Below are 13393 nucleotides of genomic sequence, written 5' to 3' on the forward strand. Positions count from 1 at the left end.
GCAAGGAGACCCCCTATGAGCGACGCGATCACGGCCGAAGGACTGGTCAAGAGATACGGCGAGGTGACCGCTCTCGACGGGCTGAGCTTCGCCGTCCCGCAGGGGACGGTCCTCGCCCTGCTCGGCCCGAACGGCGCCGGCAAGACCACGACGGTGCGGGTCCTGACCACGCTGCTGCGGCCCGACGGCGGCCGCGCCACCGTCGCCGGATGCGATGTCGTCGGCGACGCCCGGCGGCTGCGCTCGTCCATCGGGCTGTCCGGCCAGTACGCCGCCGTCGACGAACACCTCACCGGCGCCGAGAACCTGGAGATGATCGGACGGCTCTACCACCTGGGCGCACGGCACAGCAAGGCCCGCGCCCGTGAGCTGCTCGAACGCTTCGACCTCACCGAGGCGGCGGACCGTCCGGTGAAGGGCTACTCGGGCGGCATGCGCCGCCGCATCGACCTCGCGGGCGCCCTGGTCGCCGACCCGCCGGTGCTGTTCTTCGACGAGCCCACCACGGGCCTGGACCCCCGCGCCCGGGCCGCGCTGTGGGACACCATCTCCGAACTCGTCGCGGGCGGCAGCACGCTGCTGCTCACCACGCAGTACATGGAGGAGGCCGACCGCCTGGCCGACCAGATCATGGTGGTCGACCACGGCCGCGCCATCGCCCGCGGCACCGCCGACGAGCTCAAGGACCAGGTCGGCGGCAGCCGCATCGAGCTGACCGTGACCGACGCCGCCGAGCTGGAGACCGCCCGGCAGACCCTCGCCCGGTTCGCCGCGGGCGACGTGCGGACCGTGCCGGAATCGCTCCAGGTCACCGTATCGGTCACCGACGGAGTCGAGTCGCTGCGCCGGGTCCTCGACCTGCTCGCCGACGCCGGGGTCCGGGTGCGCGACGCCGGACTGCGGCGGCCCACCCTCGACGACGTCTACCTCACGCTGACCGGGCACCAGGCGTCCGGCACCGACTCCGAGGCCCGGGAGGCCGCTCGATGAACGCGCTCACCATGCCCATCGCCGACGGCTGGACCATCGCCAGGCGCAACACCCTCAAGATCAGGCGATCGCCCGACCTGCTCGGCTCCGCGATCATGTTCCCGATCGTGTTCGTGCTGATGTTCGCCTACGTCTTCGGCAGCGTCATCCACGTCCCGGGGATGTCCTATCGAGAGTTCCTGATCCCCGGCATCTTCGTCCAGGCCGTGCTCGTGAGCGCGCAGGTCACGGGCTACACGCTGACCCTGGACCTGCAGAAGGGGATCTTCGACCGGTTCCGATCGCTGCCCATGGCCCCGTCCGGGGTGCTGATCGGCCAGACCGTCAGCGACCTGCTGATGAACCTCGCCAGCCTGGTCGTCATGGCGGTGATGGGACTGATCGTCGGCTGGCGGGTGCACTCCTCGCCGCACGAGGTCGTTCTCGGCTTCGGGCTGCTGCTGCTGTTCGCCTACGCGTTCTCCTGGTTCACCGCGACCGTCGCGCTGGCCCTGCGCACCCCGGAGAGCTTCAACAACGTCGCCACCACGCTCTCCTTTCCGCTGATGTTCATCTCCAACGCCTTCCTCGACAGCTCCGCGCTGCCCACTCCGCTCCGCGTCGTCGCCGAGTGGAACCCTGTCTCGACCATCACGCAGGGCGCGCGCGAGCTCTTCGGCAACACCAGCGCCGCGATGAAGACCGCGGACGCCTGGCCCCTGCAGCACGCCGTCCCGGCGTCGCTGCTGTGGATCGCCGTCATGCTGGTCGTGTTCGTCCCGCTGGCGACCCGGCTCTACAAGAAGGCGGTCAGCGCCTGACCACGCACGCCGCCGCGACAGCCCGCCACCGGAACCAGTGGCGGGCTTCCGCGAGCCGCCCCGTCGTACGGCCCGCTCGTCCGGCCGCCCCGCAGCGCGATGCGGGATGCCCGCTGCCGGCTATGCGACGCGCGGTGCGTGGGTGCCCGGCGCAGGATGCGGTGCGCGCGGTGCGCGATGCTGGTGCGGGATGCCCGCTGCGCGGCGCGCGGTGCCCAGAACCGGGCACCGGGTCAGAGCACAGGGCGCCGGGGCAGGACACAGGGCGCCGGGGCAGAGCACAAGGCGCCGGGGCAGGACACAGGGCGCCGGGGTCAGGGCTTGCGGCCGACGGCTCCGAGAATGCCGGAGTTGCCCGGGTCCGTCGGCACCTCCCAGGGGACGTCGGGACGCCACGCCTGCACGGGGACCACGCCGGGCTCCAGGATCTTGAGCCCGTCGAAGAACGACGTGATCTGCCCGAGCGACCGGCCCGCCAGCCCGCCGGAGGACGTGGCCGAGTAGACCTGCTTGCTCGCCTCCACGACCTCCTCCTCGATGTCGCCCTTGTAGATGTGCGACAGCACGAGGTGGCCGCCCGGGATCAGCCGTTCGCGCACCTCCGCCACGATGCGGGCGGCGGTCTCGTCCTCGGTCACGAAGTGCAACACCGAGACCAGGAGGACGGCGAACGGGCGGGTGAAGTCGATGTGGGCCCGCACCGCCGGGTCGTCGAAGATGGCGCCGGGATCATGCAGGTCGCCGTTCATGACCATCGTGTCCGGGTTGTCGGCCAGCAGCGCCCGCGCGTGGACGAGGACGACGGGGTCGTTGTCCACGTAGACGACGCGCGATCCCGGGGCGTGCCGCTGCGCGACCTGGTGGACGTTCTCCTGCGTGGGCAGCCCGGCGCCGATGTCGATGAACTGGGTGATCCCCGACTCGGCCAGGTGCCGTACGGCACGGCCGAGGAAGCCGCGGTTCTCCCGGGCGATCTCCCGCCCGTCGTTGCCCATCTGGCGGCCGATGGCGAGCATCTTCTCGGCGGCCTCCCGGTCGGCCGGGAAGTTGTCCTTTCCGCCCAGGTAGTAGTCGTACATCCGGGCGACGCTGGGCACGTTGGGATCGATGCCCGCGAGCGCCTGTCCGAAGTCGTCCATACGTCGCTCCTCGCTGGTGGGACCGCTCCCACGGATTCCGTACGATGATGATCATCTCCCGAGATTGGCTCACGGGCAACGGGGGCGGTGGTCAGAACGAGGCTGACCGGCGCCCTGATGATCTGGCGGCGAGAACGACGGGCGTGTGAAAACGGATTAATGCGGGCGACATTCCACGGACGGTGACCATGTAACAACGCCCGGTCAGACTTCGGAGTATGAGCGAACCGAGAAATGCCGCCGACGGGGGCGGTCACGCGTCTCCCGGCCCGCATCACCGGCACCCGCAGCACCGGCGGTCCTGGCGGCGGGAGATCGCGGAACTGGCCGCGCTCTTCCTCGCCGTCGGCCTCGCCCACGTGCTGACCACCCTGCTCGGCCACCGCGACCCCGGCCCGGTGATCCTCGTCGGCCTCGGCCTGGCGCTGATCCTCGGCTCGGCCGTGCACCGGCGGCTGTCGGCCCCGGGAGGCGTACGGCTACGCGCACGGGCCGGAGCGGAGCAGTCCACGAGCCTGTGGCGGGTGCGCGCCAGGGTCGCCGAACGGCCCGGCCGCCTCGCCGCGCTCGCCGGGGCGTTCGCCCGGCTGCACTGCAACATCCTCGCCCTGCAGATCGCGCCCGCCGGAAGCGCGTCGATGCTGCCGGGAGGCTGCGACGCCCTGGACGAGTTCATCGTCGAGGCCCCCGCCTCGCTGACGCCCCACGACTTGTGGCAGGCGGTCGACCGGGCCGGCGGGGCGGACGCCGTGATCGTCCCCGCCCAGGTCAGGGACCTCATCGACCCCGGCATCCAGGCGCTGCTGCTGGGCCGCCGCGTACGCGACGACCCGGGCGAGCTGGTCGCGGCCATGACCGAACTGCTGCGGACGGCCGACATCGGCATGCACGGCCCCGGCGAGCCGGTCCCCGCGGAGGAACCGACCGTGATGACCATTCCCGTGCCCACCGGGGGCGTATTGGTGGCGCGGCGGCCGGACCTGCCGTTCACGCCGACCGAGGCGGCGCGGGCCGCCGCGCTGGCCGCGGCCGCCCGGCACCGTCAGTGGGCGGACGAGTGAGTCCCCGTACGAGTCGGCTCGCACGGAGTCGGCCCGGCCCCGGAGTCGCCCCTGGACGGGTCGGCTCCCCCGGAGAAGTGAGCTCGGCCCGGACGACTCGGTCCGGCCCTGGACGAGACGACTCCGGAGAAGTGAGCCCGGCCCGGACACGTCCGCTCGGTCCGGACGGGTGTGCCGGTCCTCAGCCCGCCACGTCGAGGCGGCTGAGCTCCTCCGACGACAGCTCCAGGTCCACGGCCTTGACCGAGTCGAGGATCGTCTCCGGCCGCGAGGAGCCGGGGATCGGGATGACCACCGGCGCCTTGGCCAGCATCCAGGCCAGGCACACCTGGTAGGGGCTCACGTTGCGTTCCCGCGCCACCTCCGCGAACGGCGCGAAGCGCGAGCCCAGCTCGCCCGCCTTGGTGATGCCGCCGAACGGGCTCCACGGCAGGAACGCGATGTCGAGCTCCGCGCACAGCTCCAGCTCCGGCTCGCTGGAGCGGAAGGCCGGGGAGAACTGGTTCTGCACGCTGACCAGACGGCCACCGAGGATGTCGTTGGCCTGGCGGATCTGGTCGGGGTCGGCGTTCGAGATGCCGGCGTAGCGGATCTTGCCCGCGTCCAGCAGGTCGCGGATCGCCCCGACCGAGTCCTCGTACGGCACCTGCGGGTCGGGCCGGTGGAACTGGTAGAGGCCGATCGCGTCGACGCCCAGCCGCTTGAGCGAGGCGTCGCACGCCTGCTTGAGGTAGTCGGGCGAGCCGTTCTGCGTCCAGGTGCCGTCGCCGGGGCGCAGATGCCCGCCCTTGGTGGCGACCAGCACGTCCGAGGTGTCGCCGCCGTAGCTCGCCAGAGCCTTGGCGATCAACGTCTCGTTGTGGCCCACCTCGTTCGCGTGCAGGTGATAGGCGTCGGCCGTGTCGATGAGCGTCACCCCGGCGTCCAGTGCCGCGTGGATGGTCGCGATGGAGCGCTGCTCGTCGGGCCGCCCCTCGATGGACATCGGCATGCCCCCGAGACCGATCGCGCCGACCTGCACGTCGCCGATGCGGCGAGTCCGCATAAGAAGATCCCCCTTCGAATGGCACAGATCAGAGTTCTGTGTCCTATCCTGCGGATTCGGCATTAAGCCGTCCAACAGAAGATTCCGATCGCATTGAGCAGCGTGGGTGATAAGCGGTGGAGTTACGGCAGCTCAGATACTTCGTGGCGGTCGCCGAGGAGAGCCACTTCACACGGGCGGCCGATCGTCTGCGCATCGCGCAGTCCGGTCTGTCGGCCTCCATCCGCGCGCTCGAACGGGAGCTGGGCGCCGACCTGTTCCGCCGCAGCACCCGGCAGGTGCGGCTCACGCCCGAGGGCAGGGCGCTGCTGGTGGAGGCCAGGCGGGCGCTCGCCGCGAGCGACGCGGCACGTGAGGCCGTCGCCGCCGTCCAGGGGCTGCTGCGCGGATCGCTGTCCATCGGCTCGCTGCAGTGCCTGCACGCGGTGGACCTGCCGGCCGTGCTCGCCGGGTTCGTGCAGTCGCATCCCGGTCTCGACATCCGGCTGCGCCACGGCGGCTCGGGCGAGCTGGTCGAGCAGGTGCGCGAGGGCCGCCTCGACCTCGCCCTGGTGTCCCGCCCGGCGCACGAGCCCGACGACCTCGTGGTGGCCCCTCTCTCGTCCGAGCCGCTCGTGCTGGCCTGCGCGCCGGGGCACCCGCTGGCCGCGTCCGGGAAGGTGCGGCTGCAGGCGCTGCGGGGCGAGCGGTTCGTGGACTTCCCGCCCGACTGGGGCACCCGTACGCGGGCCGACGAGGCGCTCGCCTCCGCCGGCGTCGAGCGCCACGTGGCCCTGGAGGTCACCGACGTCCACTCCCTGCTGGATCTCGTGGGCAACGGCCTCGGCGTCGCCCTGGTCCCCCGGTCGTTCTCCCTCAAGACCACCCGCGTGCGCTTCCTGGAACTCGCCGATCCCGTTCCGATGTGGGAGACCGTGGCGGTGAGCGGAGCGCCCGGCGGCGCCGCGGGGGCGGCATTGCTCGAGGAGATCTACCACGCCTCACGTTGACTTTTGCGTCAAAAATCACCCAAATTGGTATATAACACCTCTTAAGCCTTCGGGGTTCGGCCCCAAGGCTCCTCCCGAACGGCCGACGACCACGAAGGCGACTCCCATGAGCGTGCACGTCCACGTCCGCCTCAACGACGGTTACGCAGTCACCGAGGACGGTCAGCTACTGGAGCGGACAAGCTGCCACTGCGGCGCCTCCTGGGAGACCTTCTTCCAGGTCGACGAGGGCGAGCCCGAGAACATCTGACCCCCTGACCATGCTCACCGCCCGGCGCGGGCGATGATCTCCAGCAACGCGCGGTGCGTCTCCCGGTCGGCCGCCACGACGAGCCCGCCCGCACCGGTGTGCAGCGGCTCGCCGTGGATGCCGGTCACCACGCAACCGGCGGCCTGGCACAGCGCGATCCCGCCCGCGAAGTGCACGCTGTCGCGCAGGTGGCCGTCGGTGACGTACGCGGCGCGCCGGCCGGCGGCGACCCACGCCACCGCCAGAGTGGTGGAGACGACCCGCGGGCGGAAGCGCTCGGCGAACCCCGGGTCGGCGAGGAGCGCGGCGGCCCGGAAGGCCGGCGCGTTCGGGAACGGCGGGTCGAGGTTGACGTCCACCAGCCGCGACTCGGCCGACGGCACGAGCCGCTCATCCCCGGTGCCCTGAGCCTCCCTGACCTCCCCAGCGCCTCCGGTATCCGCGCCGTCGCCACCGTCCCGGGCGCCCCTCGCGACCTCGCCATCTCCGCCATCCCAAGCGCCGTCGGCGTCCTTGACGCCCCGGGCGCCCCTCGGGTCCTGGCCGTCCTGGGCGTCGCGGGTGTCTCCGGCGTCGCGGCGGACGTACGCGTGCGCGCCGTCCGTCCAGAACACCTCGCCGGCGAAGGGGTCGGCGCAGGCCGCCGCCGTGACGGCGGAGCCCGTCCGCAGGGCGACGTTCACCGCGACGAGCATGGTGCGCGCGGCGTAGTTCAACGTGCCGCACAGGGGATCGACCAGCCACTCGCGCTCCGCGCCGTCCCGCCCGGTGCGGCCGCTCTCCTCGCCCGTCACGGCGTCGTCCGGGCGAGCCTCGCGGATGACGCCGAGGATGGCCTTCTCCGCTTCGATGTCGGCGACCGTGGCGAAGTCGTCCGCCGATTTCGCGAAGCGCGTCAGCGACGTCCCCCACATGGCGCGCACGACGGCGGCTCCGGCTCGCGCCGCCGCCAGGGCCAGCTCCTCGTCTGTGATCGGCACGAGGACAGGACTACCACTCCCGGCACCGGCCTGCGGCACGGGCGGCGTCTCACCGACCACGCCTCTGGGACTCGGCGCCGCCGACCAGCGCCGTCACACGGCAGGGCCGCCTCTCACCAGTCACGACCGTAGGCTGGGCGTCATCGTCCATGGCTCCGCCTATGGGCTCCTTCTCGGCCTTGGGACGCGTCTACCCGAATCTCGGCTCGCGACGGGCGGCATTCGTCAGACGCGCCCTCACTGGGCGGGGATCTCCCCAAGGCGAATGGTTCTCACTAGGCTGATCCAGAAGTTTCCTCTGTTCTGGTGCTGGAGCCGCTCATGTCCCCCGCCTCGCCGGATGTCGCCCTCGCCCGCCGTCAGTCGCTCGCGGACCTGCTCCGGCGCTCCGCCCGGCGGCATCCCGCCCGGCTGGCCGTGGCGGACGCCGCCCAGGCGCGCACGTACGCGGAGCTCGACGAGGACGTGACGCGGGTGGCGGGCGCGTTGACCGCCCGGGGCGTACGTCCCGGGGACCGCGTGGCGGTGCTGTCGCGCAACAGCGTGGACTACGTGCGGACCATCTTCGGCGTGGCCCGCGCCGGGGCCGTTCTCGTGCCGGTCAACTTCATGCTGGGAGCCGACGAGATCGCCTACGTCCTGTCCCACTCCGGCGCGGTCGCGCTGATCGCGCAGGACGCGCTGCTGCCGGTGGCGCGAGACGCGGCCAAGCAGGCCGACGGGCTGCGCCTGCGCATGGTCTACGGCACGCCGGACGAGGGCTGGGAGCCGTTCGACGCGCTGCTCGCCGAAGACGTGGCCGAGCCGGTCGTGCCGATCGGGCCCGACGACCCCGCGCAGATCCTCTACACCTCGGGCACGGAGTCGCGCCCGAAGGGCGCCGTGCTGTCCCACGCCGCGCTGATCGCCCAGTATGCGAGCTGCGTCATCGACGGCGGCATGACCCGCGACGACGTCGAACTGCACGCGATGCCGCTGTTCCACTGCGCCCAGCAGCACTGCTTCCTGGTGCCGGACATCCAGCTCGGCGCGTCCAGCCACATCCTTCCCGGGGCCGATCCGGCCGCCGTGCTGGAGGCGATCGAGCGCCACGGCGTGACCAAGTTCTTCGCGCCGCCCACGGTGTGGATCTCGCTGCTGCGCCACCCGGACTTCGACCGGCGCGACCTGTCCTCCCTGCGCAAGGGCTACTACGGCGCGGCGATCATGCCGGTCGAGGTGCTGCGGGAGATCGGCGAGCGGCTGCCGGACGTGCGCCTGTGGAACTTCTACGGCCAGACCGAGATGGCACCGGTCGCGGTGATGCTCCAGCCGGAGGACCAGATCCGCAAGGCGGGCTCGGCCGGCCAGGCCGCGCTGAACGTCGAGACGCGGGTCGTGGACGCCGACGGCAACGACGTCCCTCCCGGGGAGATCGGGGAGATCGTGCACCGCAGCCCGCACGCGATCCTCGGCTACCTGGACGACCCCGAGAAGACCGCCGAGGCGTTCCGCGGCGGCTGGTTCCACTCGGGCGACCTCGGGGTGATGGACGAGGAGGGCTACCTCACGGTCGTCGACCGGATCAAGGACATGATCAAGACCGGCGGGGAGAACGTCGCCAGCCGCGAGGTCGAGGAGGTCGTCTACGAGCACCCGGCGGTCGCCGAGGTGGCCGTCGTCGGGGTCCGCCACCCGAGCTGGATCGAGGCGGTCGTCGCGATCGTGGTGACCAAGCCGGGCGTGACCGTCACCGAGGAGGAGCTGCGGGCCCACGTCCGGGCGCGGCTGGCCGCGTTCAAGGTGCCCAAGGCCGTCGCGTTCGTGGACGCGCTGCCGAAGAACCCGAGCGGCAAGATCCTCAAGCGTGAGCTCAGGGAGCGCCACGCCGCCCTCGCCGACCGCATCCCCGGCCTGCGGCTTCCGGGCGGTCAGGAAGGGTAGCCGTGACGGCCGTGGAGGCGGACGAAGCGGGCCAGCGTGAGCACCCGCAGCGGTTCGAGGCCGATGACCGTGCGCTCGAACAGCACGACCTCCTCCCGGCCGCCCGAACCGATGGGCTGCACCAGGCGTCCGCCGAGCCGCAACTGCTCGACCAGCGGCGTGGGGACCGTGGGAAAGGCGGCCGAGACGATGACGGCGTCGTACGGGGCGTGCTCGGGCACCCCCCTGCTGCCGTCGCCGACGAGCACCTGCGCGTTGCGTATGCCCTGCCGGGCGAGGTTTCGGCGCGCCGCGCGCACGAGGTCGGGCCACAACTCGACGCTGACCACGTCGGCGGCCATGCGGGCCAGCAGCGCGGTCTGGTAGCCGAGACCGGTGCCGACCTCCAGCACGTGCTCCCGGCCGGTGAGCGCGAGCCCCTCGATCATCGTGGCCGACAGCGATGGCTGGGTGGTCACCTGCCCGTGCGCGATGGGGATCGGCACGTCCTCGTACGCGTGGGCGGCGTATGCCGGGGGGACGAAACCGGCTCTCGGGGTCGAGCGCACGGCCTGGAGCAGGCGCTCGTCGCGCACGCCCACCGCCCGGACGGCCCGGACGAGGTCTTCGGGACAGGCGGTTGCGGGCACGTCCACCACGCTCACGTTCGGCGATGAGCCGCACCCTCCTCCGCGGCCCGCTCATCCCCGGTGATGCCCCCTCAGCCGCGCCGGAATCCGAGGGCACCAAGCACGCCCGGACGCCGACGACCGCGAACCGGACGCGACCGGCAACGCCATGCCCTCCCGGGCCGCGTCAGGCCGGCACGGCCCGCGCCTCGACGGCATCGGGGCCGTGTGCGGCCGATCCGGTCTCCCGGGCTCAGCCGGCGGTGAAGGTCACCTCCGCCGTGGGGACCGTCCCGGCGCGGCGGCCGGGGGCGCTCTGCCACTGCCAGTAGAGGTTCGTGTGCGCGATCACCTGCTCGGTGGACGGCGCGCCGTAGGCGGTGAGGTCCTCGGTGGTGTGCGCGTCGCCGACCAGCGTCACGTCGTATCCCCGGACGAACGCCCCGTGGAGGGTCGAGCGGATGCACGCGTCGGTCTGGGCGCCCGTGACGACGACACGGCCCACCCCGCGCTCGGCGAGCAGCGCCTCAAGGCCGGTGTCCTCGAACGAGTCGCCGTACCTCTTGTGGACGAGCGGCTCCTCGTCGCGGCGGACCAGCTCGGGCACATACTGCCAGTTGTCGCTGCCCTGCTGGAGATCGTGGTCGTTGGAGTGCTGCACCCAGATCACCGGCACGTCCTCGGCGCGTGCCTTGCCCACGAGGGTGTCGATGTTGGCGATCACCGTGTCGCGGTTGGGGGCGCCCGCCACCACGCCGTTCTGCACGTCGATGACCAGCAGCGCGGTGTTCGGGCGATCGGCAAGAGTCGTCATGGGGTTCCCGTCTCGTCTCGGACCTCGTGCCTCCCACCCTAGAACCGGCCACCGACATTCCGCCCGCGTACAAAGCACCCCAAATTGGAGTGCTACATACCGATTTGCTAGCGTCGAAGGCGTGAGGTTGACGAAGTTCACGGACCTGGCCCTGCGCGTGACCATGCGCCTGGCCGTCCTGGAACCGGGGGCATCGCTCACCACCCGCCAGGTGGCAGACGCGATGCGCATCCCCTACAACCACACCGCCAAGGCCATCGCCCGCCTGCAGCACCTCGGCGTCGTGGAGGCCCGCCGGGGACGCGGGGGCGGCCTGGAGCTGACCGAGTTCGGCCACACGGCCTCGATCGGCTGGCTGGTCCGCGAACTGGAGGGAGAGGAGGAGGTCGTCACCTGCGAGGGGGAGACCCCCTGTCCGCTGCGGGCCGCCTGTAGCCTGCGCGGGGCGCTGCGTGCGGCGCAGCAGGCCTTCTACGCCTCCCTCGATCCCATCACGGTGGATCAGCTGGCCTCCTCCACGTCGAGGCCGGTGCTGCTCAGTCTCTCCTGACCTGCGTCAACGCAAAGAGCGTGCAGATTCATGGCGTTAAATTTGCATCTGTCATACCAATTTGGAGGATGTCATGCTCTCCCCGGAGTCGGCCGCGACCGTCCGCGCCACCCTGCCCGTGATCGCGGGCGCGATCCAGGACATCACCGCCCGTTTCTACGACACGATGTTCGCCGACAACCCCGAGCTGCTGCGCGACCTGTTCAACCGCGGCAACCAGGCCAACGGCGAGCAGCGCGTCGCGCTGGCGGGCTCGATCGCCGCGTTCGCGTCCGCGCTGGTGGAGCATCCCGGAGAGCCGCCCCGCACGATGCTGTCGAGGATCGCCAACAAGCACGCCTCCCTCGGCGTCACCGAGGAGCAGTACGCCGTGGTGCACAAGTACCTGTTCGGCGCGATCGTCGAGGTGCTGGGCGACACCGTGACGCCCGAGGTCGCGCAGGCCTGGGACGAGGTCTACTGGCTCATGGCCGAGACGCTGATCGGTCTGGAGCGCGGTCTCTACCGCGAGGCGGGCCGGGGCTGGACCCGCGCCACGGTGGTCGAGCGGCGCGACGAGACGGCCGACGCGGCCTCCTTCGTCCTGCGCCCCGACCTGCCCATGTCCTTCCGGCCGGGCCAGTACGTCAGCGTCCGGGTGACGCTGCCCGACGGCGCGCGGCAGATCCGGCAGTACAGCCTGTCGAGCGCCCCGGAGCGCGGCGACTGGCGGATCACGGTCAAGCGGGTGCGCGGCGAGGGCACGCCCGAGGGCGAGGTCTCCTCCTGGCTGCACGAACACATCCGGGCCGGTGACGTGCTCTCGGTCTCCGCGCCCTTCGGCGACCTGACCCTGCCCGAGGGCGACGGCCCGCTGCTGCTCGCCTCGGCCGGGATCGGGGTCACGCCCATCCTGGCGATGCTCGACCACCTGGCCGCCACCGGGTCGGAGCGGCGGGTGCTGGTCGTGCACGCCGACCGCTCGCCGGACGCGCACGTCCACCGCGAGGAGCTCGCGGAGCTGGTCGCGGCCCTGCCCGGCGCCACCCTCCACCGGTGGTACGAGGAGCTGCCGGACGGCCACGTGGGCGACCCGGCGGTCGCGGCGGGACTGGCCGACCTTTCGGCGGTCGAGCTGCCCGGCGACGTCGTCGCCTGCCTGTGCGGGCCGCTGCCGTTCATGCGGGCCGTACGCGCGCAGCTGGTCGAGCGGGGCGTGCCCGCCTCCCGCATCCACTACGAGGTGTTCGGCCCCGACCTGTGGATCGCGGCCGCGTGACCCCGGCGGCCCGCCGCCCGGCCGCGGCGGGCCCTCGCACCGGGCCCTCGCACCGGGCCCTATCGGGAGCGCAGCAGGCCGACGCCGGCGTAGCCGTCCACGCCCGGGATCCTCGGCAGCTTCGGCTCGTCGGGCTCGGGCCGCCACTCCTCGGTCAGGACCAGGCCCGGCTCCGCCAGGTCGAACCCGTCGAAGAACCGCAGCAGTTCGGCGTGGGTGCGCGGGGTGACCGCACCGGCGGAGGTGTTCTTGTACAGCTCGCGTCCCTCGCGGATCTTCTCCTCGTCGAGGTCCCCGTACGACAGGTGGCTGATGGCCATCGCACTGCCGGGGGCGAGCCGGTCGCGGAGCGTGGCGACGATGCGCTCGGCGTCGTCGTTGTCCGGGACGAAGTGCAGCACGGCCACCATGAGCAGGCCCACCGGCCGGCCGAAGTCGATGTGCTCGTTGATCCGGGGGTCGCCGAGGATGGCCTCGGGCTCGCGCAGGTCGCCGTCCACGACGATCGTCTGGTCGTTGTCGGCCAGCAGGGCCCGGCCGTGGGCGAGCACGATCGGGTCGTTGTCGACGTAGACCACCCGCGCGTCGGGGGCCTCGCGGAGCGCGACCTGGTGGACGTTCTCCTGCGTCGGCAGCCCGGCGCCGATGTCGAGGAACTGGCGGATGCCCTCCCGCGCCATGAGGGTCACGGCCCGGCGGATGAAGCGCCTGTTGGTCCGCACCCCTTCGCGCGCGTTCGGGGTCAGCTCGATGAGCTTCTCGGCCGCCGCCCGGTCGACGGCGAAGTTGTCCTTGCCGCCGAGGAGGTAGTCGTAGATCCGGGCGACACTGGGGACGGTCACGTCGATGCCCGGCGGGCCCTGCTCCATGTTCATCCCTGCCCCTGATGCGCGTACGTTGATCAAAGGTATCCGATACGTCGGAATTAGGCGCGCCAAAAGAGGAGTTGGCCGGCACGCCCGGACGCGGCCGGTCAACCCCCACAG

The 13393-nt window shown here is 71.9% G+C and carries 14 protein-coding genes; 8 read left to right on the plus strand and 6 right to left on the minus strand.

The window, feature by feature from the left end; all coding sequences use genetic code 11:
- Positions 1-15: 15 nt before the first annotated feature.
- Both FLV34_RS25760 and FLV34_RS25765 read left to right on the plus strand, forming a co-directional pair.
- Positions 16-990 carry an ATP-binding cassette domain-containing protein gene (locus tag FLV34_RS25760; RefSeq protein WP_147944309.1) on the plus strand — a complete coding sequence of 325 codons (975 nt, stop codon included), beginning with the start codon at positions 16-18 and terminating at the stop codon, positions 988-990.
- Positions 987-1790 carry an ABC transporter permease gene (locus FLV34_RS25765; RefSeq protein WP_142648629.1) on the plus strand — a complete coding sequence of 268 codons (804 nt, stop codon included), beginning with the start codon at positions 987-989 and terminating at the stop codon, positions 1788-1790. Before FLV34_RS25760 ends, FLV34_RS25765 begins: the two co-directional genes overlap by 4 nt.
- A gap of 314 nt (positions 1791-2104) precedes the next feature.
- On the opposite strand, the gene FLV34_RS25770 is transcribed toward FLV34_RS25765, so the two are convergent.
- Positions 2105-2929 (minus strand): SAM-dependent methyltransferase, encoded by an 825-nt coding sequence (locus FLV34_RS25770; RefSeq protein ID WP_142648628.1) that lies wholly within the window; start codon positions 2927-2929, stop codon positions 2105-2107.
- Positions 2930-3147: 218 nt separating this feature from the next.
- Between FLV34_RS25770 and FLV34_RS40710 the strand changes: the two genes are divergently transcribed.
- A complete protein-coding gene (locus FLV34_RS40710; RefSeq protein WP_187280734.1) occupies positions 3148-3990 on the plus strand; it encodes a hypothetical protein in 843 nt (280 codons plus the stop codon).
- 181 nt (positions 3991-4171) lie between these two features.
- Here the strand turns inward: FLV34_RS40710 and FLV34_RS25785 are convergent, their stop codons facing one another.
- Entirely contained in the window at positions 4172-5035 is an 864-nt protein-coding gene (locus FLV34_RS25785) for an aldo/keto reductase (protein ID WP_142648625.1), read from the minus strand.
- Positions 5036-5151: 116 nt separating this feature from the next.
- Between FLV34_RS25785 and FLV34_RS25790 the strand changes: the two genes are divergently transcribed.
- Both FLV34_RS25790 and FLV34_RS40715 read left to right on the plus strand, forming a co-directional pair.
- Positions 5152-6024: a LysR family transcriptional regulator gene (locus FLV34_RS25790; RefSeq protein WP_147944310.1), complete on the plus strand. Its 873-nt coding sequence runs from the start codon at positions 5152-5154 to the stop codon at positions 6022-6024.
- Positions 6025-6130: 106 nt separating this feature from the next.
- Positions 6131-6274, plus strand: coding sequence for a hypothetical protein (locus tag FLV34_RS40715; protein WP_168066047.1), 144 nt, complete (start codon positions 6131-6133; stop codon positions 6272-6274).
- A gap of 14 nt (positions 6275-6288) precedes the next feature.
- On the opposite strand, the gene FLV34_RS42655 is transcribed toward FLV34_RS40715, so the two are convergent.
- Positions 6289-7254 (minus strand): inositol monophosphatase family protein, encoded by a 966-nt coding sequence (locus tag FLV34_RS42655; RefSeq protein WP_261985902.1) that lies wholly within the window; start codon positions 7252-7254, stop codon positions 6289-6291.
- A 321-nt stretch (positions 7255-7575) separates the two neighbouring features.
- Between FLV34_RS42655 and FLV34_RS25800 the strand changes: the two genes are divergently transcribed.
- Positions 7576-9177, plus strand: a complete 1602-nt coding sequence (locus FLV34_RS25800; RefSeq protein WP_142648714.1) for a fatty acyl-CoA synthetase — start codon at positions 7576-7578, stop codon at positions 9175-9177.
- Here the strand turns inward: FLV34_RS25800 and FLV34_RS25805 are convergent.
- Together FLV34_RS25805 and FLV34_RS25810 are read right to left on the minus strand one after the other, a co-directional pair.
- Positions 9165-9812, minus strand: coding sequence for a protein-L-isoaspartate(D-aspartate) O-methyltransferase (locus FLV34_RS25805; RefSeq protein WP_261985903.1), 648 nt, complete (start codon positions 9810-9812; stop codon positions 9165-9167). The genes FLV34_RS25800 and FLV34_RS25805 overlap by 13 nt on opposite strands.
- 226 nt (positions 9813-10038) lie before the next feature.
- Entirely contained in the window at positions 10039-10599 is a 561-nt protein-coding gene (locus FLV34_RS25810; RefSeq protein ID WP_147944311.1) for a cysteine hydrolase family protein, read from the minus strand.
- A gap of 121 nt (positions 10600-10720) precedes the next feature.
- Here FLV34_RS25810 and FLV34_RS25815 point away from each other — a divergent pair, with 121 nt between their 5' ends.
- Both FLV34_RS25815 and FLV34_RS25820 read left to right on the plus strand, forming a co-directional pair.
- Positions 10721-11149 (plus strand): Rrf2 family transcriptional regulator, encoded by a 429-nt coding sequence (locus tag FLV34_RS25815; protein ID WP_142648622.1) that lies wholly within the window; start codon positions 10721-10723, stop codon positions 11147-11149.
- Positions 11150-11222: 73 nt separating this feature from the next.
- Positions 11223-12407: a globin domain-containing protein gene (locus tag FLV34_RS25820; protein WP_142648621.1), complete on the plus strand. Its 1185-nt coding sequence runs from the start codon at positions 11223-11225 to the stop codon at positions 12405-12407.
- A 59-nt stretch (positions 12408-12466) separates the two neighbouring features.
- Here the strand turns inward: FLV34_RS25820 and FLV34_RS25825 are convergent, their stop codons facing one another.
- A complete protein-coding gene (locus FLV34_RS25825; RefSeq protein WP_205830428.1) occupies positions 12467-13282 on the minus strand; it encodes an SAM-dependent methyltransferase in 816 nt (271 codons plus the stop codon).
- Positions 13283-13393 lie beyond the last annotated feature (111 nt).

This window comes from Microbispora sp. CSR-4, assembly GCF_008033685.1.
GTDB lineage: Bacteria > Actinomycetota > Actinomycetes > Streptosporangiales > Streptosporangiaceae > Microbispora.

Coding starts and splice junctions, on each gene's coding strand:
- FLV34_RS25760 (WP_147944309.1), top strand. CDS start 16: ATGAGCGACGCGATCACGGCCGAAGGACTGGTCAAGAGATACGGCGAG.
- FLV34_RS25765 (WP_142648629.1), top strand. CDS start 987: ATGAACGCGCTCACCATGCCCATCGCCGACGGCTGGACCATCGCCAGG.
- FLV34_RS25770 (WP_142648628.1), bottom strand. CDS start 2,929: ATGGACGACTTCGGACAGGCGCTCGCGGGCATCGATCCCAACGTGCCC.
- FLV34_RS40710 (WP_187280734.1), top strand. CDS start 3,148: ATGAGCGAACCGAGAAATGCCGCCGACGGGGGCGGTCACGCGTCTCCC.
- FLV34_RS25785 (WP_142648625.1), bottom strand. CDS start 5,035: ATGCGGACTCGCCGCATCGGCGACGTGCAGGTCGGCGCGATCGGTCTC.
- FLV34_RS40715 (WP_168066047.1), top strand. CDS start 6,131: ATGAGCGTGCACGTCCACGTCCGCCTCAACGACGGTTACGCAGTCACC.
- FLV34_RS25800 (WP_142648714.1), top strand. CDS start 7,576: ATGTCCCCCGCCTCGCCGGATGTCGCCCTCGCCCGCCGTCAGTCGCTC.
- FLV34_RS25810 (WP_147944311.1), bottom strand. CDS start 10,599: ATGACGACTCTTGCCGATCGCCCGAACACCGCGCTGCTGGTCATCGAC.
- FLV34_RS25820 (WP_142648621.1), top strand. CDS start 11,223: ATGCTCTCCCCGGAGTCGGCCGCGACCGTCCGCGCCACCCTGCCCGTG.
- FLV34_RS25825 (WP_205830428.1), bottom strand. CDS start 13,282: ATGAACATGGAGCAGGGCCCGCCGGGCATCGACGTGACCGTCCCCAGT.